The organism is Marispirochaeta aestuarii (genome assembly GCF_002087085.1).
GTDB classification, from domain to species: domain Bacteria; phylum Spirochaetota; class Spirochaetia; order JC444; family Marispirochaetaceae; genus Marispirochaeta; species Marispirochaeta aestuarii.
The window spans coordinates 23335-39746 of sequence record NZ_MWQY01000025.1 but is presented as its reverse complement, the minus strand read 5'-3'; the positions used below and the strand labels follow the sequence as shown (position 1 = coordinate 39746).

At 56.2% G+C, this 16412-nt stretch carries 17 protein-coding genes; 14 read left to right on the top strand and 3 right to left on the bottom strand.

Annotated elements, in window-relative coordinates:
• Positions 1–15: 15 nt before the first annotated feature.
• Positions 16–201 (bottom strand): twin-arginine translocase TatA/TatE family subunit, encoded by a 186-nt coding sequence (locus B4O97_RS17110; RefSeq protein ID WP_083052730.1) that lies wholly within the window; start codon positions 199–201, stop codon positions 16–18.
• 320 nt (positions 202–521) lie between these two features.
• On the opposite strand from B4O97_RS17110, the gene B4O97_RS17105 reads away from it, so the two are divergent.
• The 13 genes from B4O97_RS17105 to B4O97_RS17045 all read left to right on the top strand — a co-directional run bounded on the left by B4O97_RS17105 (position 522) and on the right by B4O97_RS17045 (position 13552).
• Entirely contained in the window at positions 522–2570 is a 2049-nt protein-coding gene (locus B4O97_RS17105; RefSeq protein WP_158084371.1) for a hypothetical protein, read from the top strand.
• Entirely contained in the window at positions 2567–4057 is a 1491-nt protein-coding gene (locus B4O97_RS17100) for a GspE/PulE family protein (protein WP_083052728.1), read from the top strand. The genes B4O97_RS17105 and B4O97_RS17100 overlap by 4 nt, the downstream gene beginning before the upstream one ends.
• A gap of 2 nt (positions 4058–4059) precedes the next feature.
• Positions 4060–5262: a type II secretion system F family protein gene (locus tag B4O97_RS17095; protein WP_083052727.1), complete on the top strand. Its 1203-nt coding sequence runs from the start codon at positions 4060–4062 to the stop codon at positions 5260–5262.
• 31 nt (positions 5263–5293) lie between these two features.
• Complete coding sequence (gene gspG / locus B4O97_RS17090; RefSeq protein ID WP_083052726.1) at positions 5294–5785, top strand: type II secretion system major pseudopilin GspG; 492 nt, start codon at positions 5294–5296, stop codon at positions 5783–5785.
• Between the two features lie 2 nt (positions 5786–5787).
• A complete protein-coding gene (locus B4O97_RS17085) occupies positions 5788–5988 on the top strand; it encodes a hypothetical protein (RefSeq protein WP_083052725.1) in 201 nt (66 codons plus the stop codon).
• Positions 5985–6491 (top strand): hypothetical protein, encoded by a 507-nt coding sequence (locus tag B4O97_RS17080; protein ID WP_083052724.1) that lies wholly within the window; start codon positions 5985–5987, stop codon positions 6489–6491. Before B4O97_RS17085 ends, B4O97_RS17080 begins: the two co-directional genes overlap by 4 nt.
• A complete protein-coding gene (locus B4O97_RS17075; RefSeq protein ID WP_083052723.1) occupies positions 6488–7561 on the top strand; it encodes a hypothetical protein in 1074 nt (357 codons plus the stop codon). Before B4O97_RS17080 ends, B4O97_RS17075 begins: the two co-directional genes overlap by 4 nt.
• Positions 7555–8604, top strand: coding sequence for a hypothetical protein (locus tag B4O97_RS17070; RefSeq protein WP_083052722.1), 1050 nt, complete (start codon positions 7555–7557; stop codon positions 8602–8604). Before B4O97_RS17075 ends, B4O97_RS17070 begins: the two co-directional genes overlap by 7 nt.
• Positions 8601–9164, top strand: a complete 564-nt coding sequence (locus B4O97_RS17065) for a hypothetical protein (RefSeq protein ID WP_083052721.1) — start codon at positions 8601–8603, stop codon at positions 9162–9164. Before B4O97_RS17070 ends, B4O97_RS17065 begins: the two co-directional genes overlap by 4 nt.
• A complete protein-coding gene (locus B4O97_RS17060) occupies positions 9161–9643 on the top strand; it encodes a hypothetical protein (protein WP_083052720.1) in 483 nt (160 codons plus the stop codon). The genes B4O97_RS17065 and B4O97_RS17060 overlap by 4 nt, the downstream gene beginning before the upstream one ends.
• 59 nt (positions 9644–9702) lie before the next feature.
• Entirely contained in the window at positions 9703–10227 is a 525-nt protein-coding gene (locus B4O97_RS17055) for a carboxypeptidase-like regulatory domain-containing protein (protein ID WP_083052719.1), read from the top strand.
• 67 nt (positions 10228–10294) lie between these two features.
• Complete coding sequence (locus B4O97_RS17050; protein WP_083052718.1) at positions 10295–11938, top strand: SulP family inorganic anion transporter; 1644 nt, start codon at positions 10295–10297, stop codon at positions 11936–11938.
• Between the two features lie 156 nt (positions 11939–12094).
• On the top strand, positions 12095–13552 hold the full coding sequence (locus B4O97_RS17045) for an NAD(P)-dependent malic enzyme (RefSeq protein ID WP_083052738.1): 1458 nt from the start codon (positions 12095–12097) through the stop codon (positions 13550–13552).
• A 5-nt stretch (positions 13553–13557) separates the two neighbouring features.
• On the opposite strand, the gene B4O97_RS17040 is transcribed toward B4O97_RS17045, so the two are convergent.
• Positions 13558–14361 (bottom strand): DUF1189 family protein, encoded by an 804-nt coding sequence (locus B4O97_RS17040; protein ID WP_083052717.1) that lies wholly within the window; start codon positions 14359–14361, stop codon positions 13558–13560.
• 58 nt (positions 14362–14419) lie between these two features.
• Positions 14420–15166 (bottom strand): DUF2087 domain-containing protein, encoded by a 747-nt coding sequence (locus tag B4O97_RS17035; protein ID WP_083052716.1) that lies wholly within the window; start codon positions 15164–15166, stop codon positions 14420–14422.
• Between the two features lie 169 nt (positions 15167–15335).
• On the opposite strand from B4O97_RS17035, the gene B4O97_RS17030 reads away from it, so the two are divergent.
• Positions 15336–16409, top strand: a complete 1074-nt coding sequence (locus B4O97_RS17030; protein ID WP_083052715.1) for a BamA/TamA family outer membrane protein — start codon at positions 15336–15338, stop codon at positions 16407–16409.
• Positions 16410–16412 lie beyond the last annotated feature (3 nt).

Below are 16412 nucleotides of genomic sequence, written 5' to 3'. Positions count from 1 at the left end.
TATATAAAACGATTGTTAATTATTCTTCGTCTTATCGCCCAGGGAAGGATCATCGAGATCGATATCCTTCGCTTCCCGGATAGATTTCTTTAACTCCGTAATGCCTTCTCCAACGGATCGAGCGACTTTCGGAATTTGGGAGGCCCCAAAGATAAGAATAAACACCCCGCCAAGAATGACGGCTTCACCGGCTCCGATCATATCAATCTCCTTAAATAAACTTTCTGGACATAATAGTAGCACTGGTTTTGTGATATCACAAGATTTTTTTACTTTTTATAATTACCCAAATCTTTCCTTTTTTCACATTTTACGATTTGACTTCCATCAATCTTTCTGGCACTATACCTGATAACGTCAATCCTTAAATTGTTGATATGAATTGGAAATACCGAATAGTAAGTATAATTATTGTTTTTTCTTTCATCCCTGGGTTCTCTCAGGATCTGGATACAACTGGCGCAGCCCCCCTCACGCTCGACCGCCTCTCCTTCCGCAACCAGCCGATCACCGATATCCTCATGGTGCTGGCAGACATCGGGGAGGTTTCCATTATCCCCGACGAGACGGTCTCCGGCAGCGCCAGCTACCATTTCAGCACCATGAATTTCGATACCGCCCTGCGGGTCTTCCTGGATACCTATAAGCTCTACGGCATCAGGCGGGACGGGCTTATCTACGTCTCCCGCATCGATGCCCGCTGGAACGAAGAGGCAGGAACAGTCAGCCTTCACGGAGAGGATGTTGAACTCCGGCTGCTGCTGCGGGCTCTCTCCCGGGCCATGGGCAAAACGGTGCTGTTTGACGCTCTGCCTAATGAACGGCTTACAATCCACATCGACGACCTGTCTCCGGCCGCCGCACTGGAGGTCCTTACTGCCCGGCTTTCGGAGCATGAACTGGAAACAGAAGATGACTATTTCTATATCCGGCGTACAGCTTCAGGAGAACCTGCCTCCCGCCGCGGTCAGCTCCTTTCCCGCAATAACGAGGGGCTGTACAGCCTTGATCTGGAACGGGTGCGTTTTCGGGACCTTTTAAAGGATCTTTTCAGCGCCGAAGGAGAGGAGTACAGCCTGCTGATGCGGGGAGACGCTGTGCTGGAGGAACTCCGTTTCGAGGACAAGGAGTTCAGCGAGCTGCTCCGTCTGGTACTGGAACAGGCCAACGGTGATTATCAGGTTTCCGGCGGCATCTATTATATCTTCGAGATTCAACGGCGGGACGTCCTGAAAAAACTCAAAACCACCATCTCCCTCCCCCTGGAACACCTTCCGGCCCAGTCGGTCTCCGCCCTCCTGCCCCCGGATCTGGCGGCGGCAAACCTTATGCGGGCGGACACCGAGTCCAATACCATAATTCTACGGGGCAGCCCGGAGGAGATCGGCCCCCTGGAGAGCTTTATCCGTTCCCTGGACAGGCCCCTGCAGCACGTAAGCTACCGCCGATTCGACCTGGGCTACGCGGATGTTACGGACGCCCTGAATCTGCTGCCTCCGCGACTTTCCGCCTTGGGACCTAAGGTTCTGCCCGGAACGAACTCGTTTATCGTGCCGGTGAGCGATGCCCAGGCGGAGGATTTCTCCGCCTACCTCGCCGCCCTGGATACACCCCCGGGGCACTTTCCGGTGCAGCTTAAGTATATTACCGCGGAGACTCTTATCAAGTCCCTTCCTCCGGCGGCGGCGAAGGAAGAGATCGTCGCCACCGTGGATCCGACCCTGGTCTTTTACACGGGCCCGGAGAGCAGAAAAGAGGAGTTCCTCCGGCAGCTGGCCCTTGTCGACCGTCCGGTTCCCCAGATCCGTTACGACCTGCTGGTGGTCCAGTACCAGGAGGGACAGGGCCTAAACTGGAACACCAATTACGAGAACAAGGTTGCCAATGACGGCGACGAGACCACCTTTCTCGGTTCCATCGGTTCCCTGCTGAATCTGAACTTCGATATCGTCTCCAACTTCGGCTATCTTTTCGCTGTGGACCTGAGCCTCTCCCTGAGCGAAACCAGGGCCAGCATTATGGCGGACACAACCCTGAACGGGATATCCGGAGAGACCTTGAAATTTCAGAATACCAATACATACCGCTACCGGGATTACGAAATCGATTCCGACACCGGGGAGCTCAAATCCACGGGGGTTACCCGGGAGCTGACCTCCGGTCTTATTATCAACCTGAACGGCTGGGTCTCCGGGGACGGAATGATCACCATGGAGATCTCCGCCACCGTCAGCCGCCAGGGTTCGGAGTCGTCAACCACCAATCCTCCGACAACCACGGAAAAGGTCGTCTCCACCCACGTGCGCAGTCCTTCCGGCAAGCCCGTGGTCATCGGAGGCCTGATTCAGCAAGACCAGGACATATCCATCAGTAAAACCCCTATCCTGGGGGACATTCCCCTTCTGGGGCGCCTGTTTCAGAGCCGCAGCGAAAGCACCGATACCACGGAGATGGTCATCTACGTGGTGCCCCATGTGGAATATCCGGAGAAAAAGAAGCTCAGCCGCATGGCCGAGGCCCGGCGCCTGTACGCGAAGTATTTCTCCTCCCCTGAAGAGGACTCTCAATGAATGGTACGGTCTCACTCCTTGCCTACGCCCCTCTTCCCCGGGGTAAAGAGCAGTACGGCCGGGAATTTATTCGCGCCAACAGGGTCCTTAAACTGCAGGAAGACGAGAGCCGCGTAACAGTCGGCGCCGTTGACGGGGACACCTGCGAACTGCAGCGTATCCTGCGCGATTTTCACCGGAAGCCGATTACAGTAAAAACGCTGGATTCCGCCGAGTTTTCCGCCTGGCTCGGGCGCCTTATGGGCTCCGGCGACGATGAGTCCGCCGGCCCGGTCAATTCAGGATACAAGGATAAACTCGACCTGGAGGCCCTGGCTTCCGACGCGCCGGTCATCAACCTGGTAAACAGCATCTGCATCGAAGCCATCCGGCGGCGGGCCTCGGACATACACCTTGAGGCCTTCGCCGATACAACCATTGTCCGCTACCGCATAGACGGCGTGCTCCGGGTGCATCAGACCCTGCCGGCGGAGCGTTTTTCCGGGCTCGCCTCCCGCATCAAGGTCATGGCGGGGCTCAACCTCATGGAACGCCGACGTCCCCAGGACGGTCGCCTTACGGTAAACATGGCGGGGAGCAATGTGGACATCCGGGTTTCCTGTGTTCCCACCGCCGCCGGAGCCGGGGCGGAATCCATTGTCCTGAGGATCTTCAATGCCGATGATTCGGCCTTCAGCCTGACGGATCTGGGATTGCCGGAGGATTGTCTTGCCGGCATCGCTGAGCTCTTAAAAAACCCCCACGGCATGGTTCTGGTGACAGGCCCCACGGGAAGCGGCAAAACCACAAGTCTGAACGCCATGCTGCGCAGTATCAACAGCGAAGGAATAAAGATCGTCACCATCGAGGACCCGGTGGAATATCTGATTGACGGGGTGGACCAGATCCAGACGGATGAGCGCATCGGCCTCGGTTTCAGTACCCTGCTGCGCCGGGTGCTCAGGCAGGACCCTGATGTAATCCTGGTGGGAGAAATCCGGGATTCCGAGACGGCGGAGCTCGCGGTCCGGGCGGCCCTTACCGGACACCTGGTCCTTTCGAGCCTGCATACCAACGACGCGGTTTCTGCGGTCAGCAGGCTCATCAACCTGGGAGTCGAAGCCTACCTGATCGCTGCGGTGTTGCGGGGGGTAATTGCCCAGCGTCTTACCCGCAGGCTCTGCCCCGCCTGCCGCAGCTCCCGTCCCATGGGCGATTTTTACACGGAGCTTTACCACAGGGCGGGACTCACCAGCCCTGAAGAGGAGTTTTACGCTTCCGGCTGCCCGGACTGCGACAATCAGGGATACCGCGGGCGGATCGCTGCGGCAGAGTTCTTTATGGTAGACCGGAAAGCCGCCGGAATAATAGCTTCCGCCGGCACATCCGCAGCCCTCGACCATCACCTGCGGGAACAGGGAATGATCGGCCTTAAGCAGCGGGGACTTACCCTGGCTGCGGAAGGGCTGTCATCCTTCGAAGAACTGCAGCGGGCGGGGGTACTCTGATTATGCCGGTCTATCGCCTGCGTTACGCAGAGGGCTCAGGAGCCCGGCGGGTCAAAATTGTCAATGCGGATTCCCGCTATGATGCCGCGGCCTTGATTCCCCGGAACGGCTGTGTGCTCCTTACGGTGGAAGAGCTCGATGCCGCAGCAGGCGAACACGGAACAGGCAGAATATCATCCCCTCCCGCGGGCTTTGTACTGGAACTTACCCAGACCCTGGCGCTGCTCTACCGCTCGGGCCTGGATATTAAAGAGGGGCTTGAGATTGCCCGTACCATCTATACAAAGGGAAAAGCGGGCAGGACTGTGGAAGAGCTTGCCGCCGGACTTGAACGGGGAGACTCCTTTTCCGGGACTGCGGAATCCTTGAGCTTCCCCCGGATCTATTCCGGTCTCATCAAGGTTGGAGAAAAGGTCGGTTCCCTGGCCCAGGTGCTCCCGGGCCTGGCGGATTATCTGCGAACCCGTAAAGAACTCAAGGACAAGTTCGTTAACGCCCTGCTCTATCCGTCGGTGGTGCTGGCGGCAGTAATAATCGGAAGCCTTTCGCTCCTGATTTTCGTCGCCCCGAAGATGGGAGAAATCCTGGCCGGTCTCGGCCAGAGTCCTGAGCAGATGCTTCTGATCACCGGGCGCATGAGCTTATTCTCAGTTCTGTCGGGGACAATCGTCGGCGGGGGGCTTTCAGCAGGACTGACCGTACTGCTCCTTCGGAGGTTTTCCGGATCCTTCCGCCTTGCCTCGGACCGCGCTCTGCTGCGTCTGCCCCTGGCCGGCCGGCTCGCGTCTCTGGGAGACACGGTCAACTTGGTCTTTGCCCTGGAGGTACTCAGCTCCTCCGGGGTCAGTCTGGAGGATGCCCTGTATCAGGCGGCGGATGTAACGGAGAATCGGGCATTTTCTGCCGGACTCCGTCAGGCACGGGAAAACATTCTCCGGGGAGAGCGTCCTTCAGCGGCCTTTGAATCCTCCGGGGTGTTCCCTCCGCGCCTGGTTCGCTGGCTCGCCCTGGGAGAACGCACGGGACGGGTGGAGGAGGTCTTTACCGGACTCAAAACCTGGTACCAGGGAGAGTACGAAACCTTTCTTACCCGGGTCAGCAGTCTCGCCGAACCGCTCCTTATTATCCTGACCGGCGCCCTGCTGTTTACCGGGGTTGTTGTTTTTGTGCTTCCCCTGCTTTCGGGCTTCGGGGAATTATTCTGATTTTACTTTCAGCAGATTTGAGGGACCAGAGATGATACGACGTTTACCGAAATCCGGCAAAGAAAATGCTGATGCAGGCAGAACGAACACAGCAGGGAGAAAAGGGGATGAGGGCTGGACCTTTATCGAGACCATCATCGTACTGGCAATTGTATTAACCCTCTCCACCACTGTAGGCTTTATGGGATTCAGGTACATCGCCACGGCGAAGAAGGCGGCCGCCGGAAACCAGATCGAAGCCCTTAACCTGGCCCTGAATGCCTACCTTTTTGACTGCGGCCGCTATCCTTCCCAGGACCAGGGGCTCAAGGCCCTTTTTACAAAACCTGCCTCCTCGCCGATACCGGACTCCTGGAACGGTCCCTACCTGGAAAAACCCCTTGAAAAAGACCCCTGGGGGAATCCCTACCAGTACAAGGTACCGGGACCTGATGGACTCCCCTACGGCATTGTCAGCTACGGGGCCGACGGCGCAGAGGGAGGAGAAGGAGAGGACGCGGATATCGCGAGCTGGAGCCATTGACAATGAAGCACAAGCACGAGGAAGGATACGCCCTGCTGGACGCTCTTCTCGCTCTGGCCCTGATTACCCTTCTCGCTCTTCCCCTGGGTACACTCCTTGCCGCAACCCTGCGGGATTCCGCCTCAAGTAAGGAGGGACTGTATACCCTTGTGTCCAGGCGTAACGAAATCTCCTGCCCTTCCTCCCGGGAGGCTTCCCGATGAGGAGTTCATCCCGGCGCGGAGACGAAGGCTTCAGCTACATGGAAACCATCGCCGCCCTTTTTATCGCTGCAATCAGCGCTTCAGCCCTGGCGGTGCTGGTTCTCGGCCTTTTCAGAGCTCCTTTTACTATCCGCTCAGGCAGCAGGGAGAGTGCCTCCGTGGCGCTGCTGGACCGTGAACTCAGGCTCATGGCTGCCCGGATTCAGGGGCCCTGGTGGACGGAAGGTCCGGATATGGCTCTGTTCCCTGAGTCCCTCACAGTTAACTGGCTCGACGGAGTCAGGGAAAATACCTTGCATCTTGAAATCGGATCGGGAGAACTTCGTGTCAATTGCGGCGGCGAGCTCTCCCGTCTCAGCTTTCCCGTAACCTGGACTCCCCGATTTGAGGGAGCAAACCAGGAAGCAGAAGGCGGCTTTCGCCTGCTGCTGGATACCGAAGGGAGACTCCCGGAAATCTGCGTTGTCTTCGGCACACACTCCCTTATGGAGGATTCCCGGTGAGAAGCAGGCAACACGCCGACGAGGGCAGCATTACAGCAGTCGCCCTCGTGCTACTGATTATCTCCACCGGACTCACCCTCTCCGCGGCTTCCATGGCCTGGACACAACGGCGGCAGCTTGCCTCTTTCAGAGATTCCACCAAAAAGTCCGCCGAGATGATAAAAATTGCCGACTCCGTCCAGGAATTCCTTGAGGAACTGGATCCGTCTGAACCGGACTGGTCCGGAAGTGCGGTCTTTACCGATATAGCTCTCCTGGAGAGCGAGGAGAGCTGCACTGTTACGCTGGAGGATATCTCCAGCCGCTTTTCCATAAACTCCATGAACACAAAGATGATAAGCGAAACAGAGGTCCGTTCCTTCCTGTTGCCGGGAATGGGAGCCGACGCCTTTCAGCAGGACCGGGAGGACGATGGTTTTGCCGTGGATATCCTGGCTCGCTTCGGTAACGTCTTCAAGGAGGAGTTCCTTGCAAACTACGCGACTTCCCGGGGATACTGGAACATCAACACCGCCGACGAGTTCAGCCTGAAAAAAGTCTTCGCCGAGATAACCGGGAACGAAGCTGCGGCGGAAGAGTTTCACCACAAACTGCGGGAACGCCGCAGGACAGTCACCCTGGTCAAGCCCGAAGAGCTTGAAGAGTTTGTCGGGGTACACTGGTTCGACCGGGTTTTTCCCTGCATCAATGCCTTTCCTTCCGTCAACATACATTTTACTCCGGACTGGGTATTGAAACAGATTATTTCCTACCCTGCCTTCCGGGTGACAGCCCCGGAAGCCGTTGCCCGGGAGATCAGCTCCCTGCGGGGTTCCCGGGCCATACTGCAGGAGGAACTCCCTGACATGATTCCGGTACAGGAGAAAGATGAGGGAGGAAACATCATCCTCCCGAAAGAGCAGAATCGGCTTTTCGCGTATATGGGGACTGTCACCTGGTTCTGGCAAATCAGCGTGGAAAAAGATGCGTCCCGCCTGATCCGGGTAGTCGCCCGTATTCCCGATAAGCGGGGTCCTGAGGGAGAGCTGCACAGGGAGTACCGTACTGTTTATGAGGTACTGCCATGGTAAGCTCACGTCTGCCGAAACGTGCAGTCCTGCTCCCCCGAGACAGCTATCGTCTGGTGCTGTCGGTTTTTCCCGGTCTCAAGAAATCAGAACGCCTCAGGGCCGTGGAGTTCCGGCTGCCCGAACTCTACCCCGGCTCCATGGAGGACATTCTCTGGGAAAGCAGGCTGCTGCCGGGAACCTCGGGAGCTGTTCTGAGTGTGCTTGTCTCCCGGCGGGAGATCGAAGAAATCCGCGGCGCTCAGCCGGAGGCAATCGTGTACGTCCCCCTGCTTCACTGTATCGACCGTGGGTACCCCCGCCGGGGGCAAAGCCTGGAGCTGGAATACAGCGGATCTCTGAAAGACAGCCTGATCCGGGATACGGACGACAACTACCGCCTCTCCTCCCTGCCGGCGGAGACTGCAGACAGTGTCTACCCCGAGGCTGACAGGAACAGCTGGAAGATCTGTTCTCCCCTCACCGCCGCTACAAGGATTCAAAAGAGTATAAAGGGGTATCGCGGCGCCTTCAGCGTAAAGCAGAATACCCGAATGTCCCTGGGTATCAGAGCCCTTCTTACCGGTGTTGCCATCCTCTCGGGGCTTGGGATCTACGGGGAGCGCCTCCTGATCGACCGGGAAGCCGAGTTCACCGTGCTGTCCCGCCTTACCCGGGACGAGAACGAGCGCATCGAGACGGCTGCCGCACTCAAAGCAGAGATCGAAGCGCTGGAAAACCGGCTGCAGGAGGCTGAAACAGCAGCGCATATTGACCCGTGGCTTTTTCTGAACCGCCTTGTCCCCCTGATGCCCCGAGGGACTCGAATCCGAAACCTGACTACCCGGGGAGACGCTTTTACCCTGGAACTCAGCAGCGACGATTCCCGGGAAAGCGCCCTGGGACTGGGAGATGCCCTTTCCCGGGAGTCCGGCTTCACCGATATCGTTTTCCAGGAGGTGCGCATCCTTCAGGAATCTCCTGAGGGTCCATATCGTTCCCGCTATCGGCTTAGCGGCTGTTTTACTCCGGCTGGTCGGTTCACAACGGAACGGGAGGACGAATGAATAAAAACGGTAAACCCTCCCTGACCAGACGGGAGAGGCTCTTCATAAAGATCCTTCTTTTCACCGCCCTGATCGCTCTTGCTGCCGCAGGCTTTATCCGTTTTTACCTGCGCTATACCGAAGTCAGCGGCAGCATCGCAGCGCAACGGGAGCTTATTCAAACGACGGCGCGCAGCACAGATACAGCCTCACCCGTAGTCCTGCGTCGGAAACGCGACGCCCTTGCCGCCCGCCTCAAATCTGTCAGCGCCGAGTCCTCCCCCGACGCGTACTCCCTGGGCGAGTCGGTACTGAAACTTTTGCAGGTGCATTCCGTAAGGGTCCGCCGTTACCGTCCCCTGACAGGACAGAGAGGAGAAAGTCGGAAGGATGTCCCGGGTTTCTCCTTTGCCGGGAACGCCGCCGCCGAAGATCTTCTCCGCTTTTTACAGGAACTTTCACAGGAGCATTCCTGCTGGAATGTTACGAGTCTCATGATCAGCGCCAGCAGCACCCCGGGACAGCTGGATATTGCCTTCGATATTGTGCAGGGCCCAAAATCTCCGGAGGCAAAAGAATGAAATTTCAACAAGCTGCTATCCGGCTGATTATCGCGGCAGGCTTTATTACAGCGGGCTTCCTGCTGCCCCTGCCGGATTCCAAGCCCCCTGTTATTCCGCCACAGATGCATGGAAAAAAAACACCGGTACAGGTTCCGTCATCACAAATCTGGCAGCACTCTACGCCGGATGATCTTTCACATCTCTTTGAAGTCCGGCCCATTCCGGCCCGTCCCAGGGATCCGAAGCCACCTGAAGAGCAGACCCGCGAAGCGTCATCACCGGAACCCGCTTCACCGCTTCCCCCTCTCCCTCCCCTTCGCTACGTGGGAGAAGCGGTAATCCAGGGCCGTCCTGTTTACTACCTTATGGCAGGCCGTCCTGAAAAACTCGTAGGTCTCACGGAGGAATCAGAGGGTGAATACAGGCTGATCAGCGCCACAAAAAATGAGCTGATACTGGAATACCGGGGAGCAAAGTACCGGCTTCGCCGGCCCTGAACAAAATTGTGCGGAGCCGGAGGCAGCATGCCGATGGCGACCGTAAATAAGGAGTCTTTATGTGCCGAAAAAATAGCTCACTTCTCCTGCTGCTGATCCTGCTGTTTACCGCTTCCTGTTCTACCGCACCGTCGTCCCCGGGTGACAGGGCGCCCCTCACAGGAATGGTTTACGATACCCACGGGCGGCCCGTTCAGGGTGCCCGGGTCCTTATCGACGGCACGCTGGAGACTTCCACCGACCTGAACGGACGATTTGTTACGCCTTCCCTGGCGAAGGGTGCCCATCTGCTGCTGATCGGCAGGGAGGGTTACGAGGAACAGCGAACCCGGGTGGATTTTTCCAGTACCCTGGAGGTTCTCTATGTCAGTATCGCCTCCTTCGAGAGCCTCATAAAAGAGGCGGAGGAACAGCTTGACCTGGGAAACCATGATGGGGCTCTCAGCCGTATTGAAAGAGCAGAGACAGTCTATCCCGACGATCCGTCCCTGATGGTCCTCCGCTGTGCAGTTTACCATCGTTCGGGACAGATAGATAAAGCCGCAGAGTGCTCCCTGGAGCTCAAAGGTATCGACCTGAACTGATAAAAATACCAAGGCAGCCTGTGTAATCCTACTGGTCAGACCAACCTGAAAGGAATATACTCCGTCCATGAAACACACTGAGTTTACTCCAAAACTCTTCCATGTCCTTAAAGAAGGTGTTCCCCGGCAGCAGTTGGTCCGGGACATAAGTGCGGGTCTTATCGTCGGAATTGTGGCCCTGCCCCTGGCAATCGCCTTCGCCATAGCATCCGGAGTGTCTCCTGATCGTGGGATACTGACGGCCATCCTGGCTGGTCTTCTGATTTCCATATTCGGCGGCAGCAGGGTCCAGATCGGGGGACCCACCGGAGCTTTCGTTGTAATTGTGTACGGGATAATCCGGCAGCACGGTTACGAGGGACTCCTCATTGCCACCCTGATGGCGGGAATTATCCTGGTTCTTATGGGCTTGCTGCGTCTCGGTTCCCTGATAAAATACATCCCCCAGACTCTTATAACCGGTTTCACCTCCGGGATCGCGGTGCTTATCTTCAGCAGCCAGATCAAGGACCTTCTGGGACTGAATCTTGAGGAAGTTCCCGCAGAGTTTATTCCCAGGTGGGGAACCTACCTCGGCGGACTGAGCACGCTTAATCCCTGGGCCCTCGTTATCGGACTATTCAGTATTGCCGCGGTAGTCCTGGTTCCCCGGCTCCTGCCGAAGGTCCCCGGAGCCTTCGTCGCGATCATAGTATCAACCGTCCTGGTGAGTCTTTTCGAGCTTCCCGTGGAAACCATCGCCGGACGCTTCGGCCCTTTGAGCCCGGTCTTTCCCCCTCCCGTATTCCCCGCCTTTGATCCTCAAATCTGGAGCGGACTTCTGCTGGCGGCCTTCTCCATAGCCCTGCTGGGAGCCCTGGAATCCCTGCTCTCGGCTGTTGTGGCCGACGGCGTCATCGGTGGCCGCCATCGTTCCAATATCGAACTGATCGCCCAGGGTCTTGCGAATATCGTTTCTCCCCTCTTCGGAGGAATACCAGCCACGGGGGCAATAGCCCGCACCATGACCAGCATAAAACTCGGGGCCCGCACTCCCATAGCGGGGATCGTCCACGCCCTGACGCTGCTTGTTATCTTCCTTGTCGCCATGCCCCTGGTTTCCGCCATTCCCATGGCCTGCCTGGCGGGCATCCTTGTCGTCGTTGCATGGAATATGAGCGAGTACCGCTACTTCATACTCTCCTGCAGAATAAACATCTATGAGACAGCAGTGCTGCTGACCACCTTCTTTCTGACGGTGTTTACGGATCTGACCATAGCCATACCCGCAGGCTTCGTGCTCGCCCTGGTTCTTTTCATGAAACGGATGTCCGAAGCGGTGGATATCAATCCCCTGGTGGCATCCAAGAGCGGGGAATCCCTCTTCAGTACCGACGGAGAGGAGATACCGGAGGAGGTCCAGGTCTTCGAGATTAACGGACCCCTCTTCTTCGGTTCCGCCGGCCAGTTTCTGAATGTCCATGCCTATGTACAAAGCCACCACAGCCTGGTGCTGTTCCGCATGCGTTATGTCCCGATTATGGACAGTTCCGGGCTTCGCCGTTTTACGGAGATAGTACATGCCCTGAAGAAACAAGGAATTCGCGTTCTGGTCTCCGGAGCAAACAGCAGAATCACAGAAAAACTGATAAAACACGGCGTTCTTGGACGGGACGCTATATTTGCAGATTTTTCCGCGGCTGTGAAAAAAGCGAAAACACTCATTGAATAAGGGCGCCTTAAAAAACGCGTTTTTCGAGATAGCAATTAGTAAGATACAACTTATACACATATATACAGAATTCAGTCTTATATGATATAGTTCTGTATACAACCTGTGGATACTCCCCAGGGATGATAACGAGCATGGATCATAAGGAGTTTGGAGATTATGTCGATCAATCTGGACCTGAAAAACCTGGAGGCGGCCTTTCCCGAGGACTTTACAGAAGACCAGAAAGCCCAGGCAAAGACCCTCTTTTTAAAAAACCTCTCGGAAAAAGCCCATCGCTTCTACGGCGGTAAGATGCAGACCGTTCCCAGGTGCGGGCTCTACGGTTTCAACTGGTTTAATGTCTGGTATACCCCGGGGGTATCCAAAATATCGACCAGCATCCGGGACGACAGCGACAGCTCCTTTGCCCTCTCCAGCAGGGGTAATACCGTTGCGGTGATCAGTGATTCGACCCGTGTCCTGGGAGACGGAGACTGCACTCCCCCCGGCGGACTGGGAGTTATGGAAGGCAAAGCCCTACTGATGAAGTACCTCGGGGGGGTGGACGGCGTCCCGCTCTGTGTCGATTCCAGGGGAAAGGACGGAAAAAACGATCCCGACAAGATCATCGAGTTTGTAAAGATGGCGCAGCACTCCTTCGGTGCGGTCAACCTCGAGGACATCAGCCAGCCCAACTGCTTCCGCGTTCTGGATGAACTCAGGGACAGCTGCGATATTCCCGTCTGGCACGATGACGCCCAGGGTACCGCCTGTGTGACCCTCGCCGGCCTCATCAACGCCCTCAAGCTGACGGACAGGAAGATCGGCGACGCAAAGATCGTTCTTCTCGGTGCCGGAGCATCCAACACGACCATTGCCCGTCTCATACTCGCTGACGGAGGAGATCCTGCTAAGATGTGCGTCTTCGACTCCCGGGGAGGACTCCACTCGGGACGGGAGGATATACAGAAAGATCCACGGCACTACCGCAAATGGGAGATCTGCGAAAGGACCAACCCCGGAAAAATCAACACCATCGAAGAAGCAATGAAAGGGGCCGATGTACTGATTGCTCTCTCCACCCCGGGTCCTGACACGGTAAAGCGGGAGTGGATACGCTCCATGGCGCCCAAATCCATCGTCTTTGCCTGCGCTAATCCCGTACCGGAGATCTGGCCCTATGCCGCGAAAGAGGAAGGGGCTTATATTGTAGCCACCGGACGGGGAGATTTCCCGAACCAGGTAAACAACTCAGTCTGCTTTCCGGGAATCCTGAAGGGAGCCCTGCTGGTCCGGGCAAAGAAGATTACCGACGGCATGGCCATCCGCTGTTCCCATTCCATCGCGGACTTCTCCGAGAAGCGGGGCATCACTCCCGACAATATCATAGCGACCATGGAAGAGACGGAGGTCTTCGCCCGGGAGGCAGCCGATGTGGCCATGCAGGCCATCGAGGAGGGGGTTGCCCGGCGGGAACTCAGCTGGGACGAGGTATATACCCGCACCAAAACAGACATAGAAGCGGCCCGCCGACTCTACCGGGACATGGAAGACCGCGGACATATCGCCGAACCGCCCCAGAAGCTTCTTGATGAGGCCATGGCGGCGGCTATTGCCGCGGTGCGCACGTAATCTACTTACACTTCCGGGCCGGGATTCACATCCCGGCCTTCCATATAGGCCCTGGTACCCCACCACATGTATCCCGCATAGATCAGGTAAAAGATCAGTCCCCGACCGGGAAAATAGACCGGAACAAACATCAGCAGCACCTCAAAGCTCATGGCAGGGACCATGGCATAGACCGCCACATTCAGAATTCCCTCGAAGGGAGCCCTTTGGCCCCGGAGCCTTAGAGTTATTCTGGTCAGGGCGATGTAGACCATCATCTGGGCCACCCGGAACAGATAGATTCCCCCCAGGGTGACGATGAACGCCAGAGGGTACAACAGAGGCAGAATACTGTCCGTCCAGTTCTTTATTGACAGGGGATCGATGAGGAGATAATCGGTATCGGAAAAATATAGACGGCGGATCCGGGTTCTCTGCTGGTCCTCGTATACCGCGAGTCCCTGGGGACCCATAAAGGCAAGGGCCCCCGATTCTTCCAGGCTGTTTATCTGACCAGTGGTATCAAGAACGAACATAAGCTGATCATCGAGACGGATTTCGTAGGGCTGTTTCACCGAGGAGGTGACCCTTCCGCTGATAACCTCCATGACCGGCAGCCGATATACCAGCGGATCCACCACCTCCCGCTTGATGGTATTGACCAGTATCAGAAGATTGATATAACCGGGAATAAAAAGAAGAGCCGTTACCGCCAGCAGCACCAGAAAAGGCCGTCCGGGCTTTTCCGGCCGCCGCCGGTATGGAGCAGGGGAATGAAAACTCTCTTTAAGGGAGAGAAAAAAATCTTTGGTTGCAAAGTCTGGTTTCATTACCCCTGAGTCTACTCCGACGGGCCGTTCAACGGCAACCAGGCTGGAGGTTTTCTGTTCAGGACTCCTTTAGCCAGTAACTTTTTCCCCCGGGACTCCTGTCGAGAAAACCGTATTCCACGAGATAACGCCGAAGGGTTACATAGTCGTCGAAGAATCCGGCTATATGCCGATTAATCTCTCCTTCGCTGTACTTCCGCTCCGCATTCAAGCCCTGTGCCAGCCTTTGCAGGATAACCAGCTTTTCCTTCTCTTTTCTGGGAAATCGGATTAGGCGGGCATCGGGCATGTACTTCCGCAGGATATCCGATTTCTCCTTTTCGGTTACAACCAGCCGCATATCATCGGCCCGGATATGCAGGGGATATTCCACAAGCTGTTCTTCCCCGGGCGGTTCCTGCAGAAGTTCGGTCATGGCCATCAGCACCTTGGCCTCCCGATAGCGTTCACGCAGCTGGTACCGGTGATTTCTTACGGTGGATTTCGCCTTGTTACCCAGGAGCTTCGCTATTTCCGCGTCCTTCTCCCCCCGGTACATTCCCATCATTACCTTCATCTGTACTTCAGACAATCCGCCGGATCCCCATCTTCCTGATGCCAGGGCCATAAAGGGGCCCCCATGGGCGGATACGATGTGATCTTCCATTGCCTTCCGGGCAGTCAGTAAGCGCTCTCCCTCGGAGTATACCATCCCGCGTTCAAGGATATGAGAACACTGCAGACACAACAGTCTTTCACCGGTCTTTCTGTACCCCCTTTTCAGCTCCGTTAGGGAGGGATTATCGGGGGGTTTTATATCATCCATACGTCCTCCTTCATCATTATTATCAACATACACCTTTTTTGTCTATATATTTTTAGACAATTTATGAATAAGTCTATCTTCATTTGATAAAAGCTGACCGCAGTTTTTTTCTGTCTAAGCCTGCCGATTTATGGTACATTTCTTAAGCAGAAACAATGAGGATAGACCTGTGAAAAATAAATTCCTGCCGGCTCTTTTTGTCATCCTTCTCCTTGCCCCCCTCGCCCTGACAGGGGAAGAACGGGATGACGGAACCTTCAATCTTCTGGTACCCATAGCCTTTTATACCAGCGATACCGGTTTTGCGGGGGGCGGACTCTTTCAGCGCCTCTATCCTTCGGGACTGAACTTCAGCATCGCCGGATTCTACACGCAGAAAAACCAGATAAATATCTTTTACAACCTGGATTACTTTACACCCGAGTTCCCCTGGTGGATCCAGTACGACGGCAGCGGCAGGTATTATCCCGAATCCTTTTACGGCCTGGGAGAGGCTACGGACCTTGACGACGAGGAGGGCTTTACTACCCTCGGACTCGATCAGAGCCTGAGTGCCTACCGCAGGGTTTTTGACGGTCTTTATATAGGGCCGGCTTTCCGCTACAAAATCAACGAGTTTGTGGATCCCGACGAAGGGGGACTCATCGACAGAAATCTCGTAGCCGGCAGCGAGGGCTACCAGATACTCTACTCAGGAATCGGTCTGGGAACTGGAAGAGAGCTTATTCCCCTGACTCCCGCCCTGGGAATCTTCTACGAGGCGATCGGAAGCTACGCCACAACAATCCGGGGAGATCGGGCTGAAGATTTTTACCTTAAAAGCGATTTCCGCCTCTTTTACGACCTTGCCGGTTCCCCCCTCGGGCTCAGGGGACACCAGTTCGCCCTTCAGCACCTGAGCCTCGTTTCCGGCGGGGAACTGCCATTCCTTGAGCTGCCTTCCGTCGGCGGGGGAAACCTGCTCAGGGGTTACGCTGCAGACCGTTTCCGGGACGCAGTTGCCATGGCGCTTCAGGCGGACTACCGGTTTCCCATCTACGGTAAACTGAAGGGGGCCCTTTTCGGCGCCCTCGGAAATGTTGCCCCGGATATCAGTTCCCTCGGAGAGGGGGGACTCAAGGCGGCCTGGGGAGGAGGCCTGCGATTCCAGACCGGTCCTACTCCTGATACATCCTTTCGACTCGACGTCGGGTGGACCGGTGAAGACTTCGGCGTCTATTTCCTCTTCGGAGAGGCATACTGAAAA

Coding starts and splice junctions, on each gene's coding strand:
- B4O97_RS17110 (WP_083052730.1), bottom strand. CDS start 201: ATGATCGGAGCCGGTGAAGCCGTCATTCTTGGCGGGGTGTTTATTCTT.
- B4O97_RS17105 (WP_158084371.1), top strand. CDS start 522: ATGGTGCTGGCAGACATCGGGGAGGTTTCCATTATCCCCGACGAGACG.
- B4O97_RS17100 (WP_083052728.1), top strand. CDS start 2,567: ATGAATGGTACGGTCTCACTCCTTGCCTACGCCCCTCTTCCCCGGGGT.
- B4O97_RS17095 (WP_083052727.1), top strand. CDS start 4,060: ATGCCGGTCTATCGCCTGCGTTACGCAGAGGGCTCAGGAGCCCGGCGG.
- gspG (WP_083052726.1), top strand. CDS start 5,294: ATGATACGACGTTTACCGAAATCCGGCAAAGAAAATGCTGATGCAGGC.
- B4O97_RS17085 (WP_083052725.1), top strand. CDS start 5,788: ATGAAGCACAAGCACGAGGAAGGATACGCCCTGCTGGACGCTCTTCTC.
- B4O97_RS17080 (WP_083052724.1), top strand. CDS start 5,985: ATGAGGAGTTCATCCCGGCGCGGAGACGAAGGCTTCAGCTACATGGAA.
- B4O97_RS17070 (WP_083052722.1), top strand. CDS start 7,555: ATGGTAAGCTCACGTCTGCCGAAACGTGCAGTCCTGCTCCCCCGAGAC.
- B4O97_RS17065 (WP_083052721.1), top strand. CDS start 8,601: ATGAATAAAAACGGTAAACCCTCCCTGACCAGACGGGAGAGGCTCTTC.
- B4O97_RS17060 (WP_083052720.1), top strand. CDS start 9,161: ATGAAATTTCAACAAGCTGCTATCCGGCTGATTATCGCGGCAGGCTTT.
- B4O97_RS17055 (WP_083052719.1), top strand. CDS start 9,703: ATGTGCCGAAAAAATAGCTCACTTCTCCTGCTGCTGATCCTGCTGTTT.
- B4O97_RS17050 (WP_083052718.1), top strand. CDS start 10,295: ATGAAACACACTGAGTTTACTCCAAAACTCTTCCATGTCCTTAAAGAA.
- B4O97_RS17040 (WP_083052717.1), bottom strand. CDS start 14,361: ATGAAACCAGACTTTGCAACCAAAGATTTTTTTCTCTCCCTTAAAGAG.
- B4O97_RS17035 (WP_083052716.1), bottom strand. CDS start 15,166: ATGGATGATATAAAACCCCCCGATAATCCCTCCCTAACGGAGCTGAAA.